At 44.5% G+C, this 974-nt stretch carries 1 protein-coding gene and 1 pseudogene; both read left to right on the top strand.

The features are described 5' to 3' along the window. Window positions 1-714 (top strand): PEP-CTERM sorting domain-containing protein (locus tag A3735_RS26105; protein WP_156499934.1); only part of this gene is annotated, 714 nt, incomplete at its 5' end. 138 nt (window positions 715-852) lie between these two features. Then, window positions 853-974, top strand: a pseudogene (locus A3735_RS29890) (energy-dependent translational throttle protein EttA); the annotation flags it as partial.

Raw genomic sequence — 974 nt, forward strand, 5'->3', positions numbered from 1 at the left:
TCATTGTTTATGAATAGTTCTTCCAAAAAGCATAAGCACTATGGAAAGACTAAAACCAAATCAGGAAAGAATATGCTAAAAAGAATCATTGCTGTCAGCAGCCTGCTGTTTGCTGCGTCAAGCGTCAATGCAGGCCTCATTAACCCGACCGGCAATGCCGACGGGCTAAACTTTAGCTGGTCGCAACAAGAGTCTGATCAGCTTCAAACGTTTGATGAACAACAGGGCGTTGCGATAGCTCATCAACAGGTTCAAGTTGACTACTTGCTTGGGAGTAACCTGTTCGTTGGTGATACCTTAAGAGGTCAGCAAACTGGCAAAAATTCACCTTACCTAAGTGCAGGCAGTTACAGTTCTCACCTGATTCACTTTGACCCACTAGGCACCTCGAGCGGTAAAGAGACCAAGCAATTAATTGAGTTTGATAGTGACATTGTTGCGATCATCCTCAACGGTAAAAAACTCAATGCGTCGGACAATATATTTGGTGGTACGGGGGCCAATTACGAGACATCAACTTCTCGAAAGTGGGAAAGTAACGATTTTCTAACATTTACTAGCTCCCAGTCGATACTGGTTGATCGCGCAACGGTAGGTCGCTACTGGATTGATGATGCGCGCATCATTACCCAAAGCGTATCAGAACCCTCTTCTATTGCCTTGCTTGGCCTAGGTCTTCTTGGCTTAGTGGGTATTCGTCGCAAGAAAATCTAAGTCTCCTCATCGCAATCATTACCCTGCTCCGAACGATTTAGTCAATTAGTCTGGAGCAGGGATTGCCAAGCCTGCCTTTTTTAGCTAACGTCTAGCCCATTCAGATCGACCCCGTTTTTACTAATTAAGGCTATTTGTATGGCACAGTACGTATTCACCATGAATCGCGTGGGAAAAGTTGTCCCACCTAAGAAAGAAATCCTCAAAGATATCTCCCTTTCATTTTTCCCTGGCGCCAAAATTGGTGTATTGGGTCTTAA

Source organism: Oleiphilus sp. HI0061 (assembly GCF_001635675.1).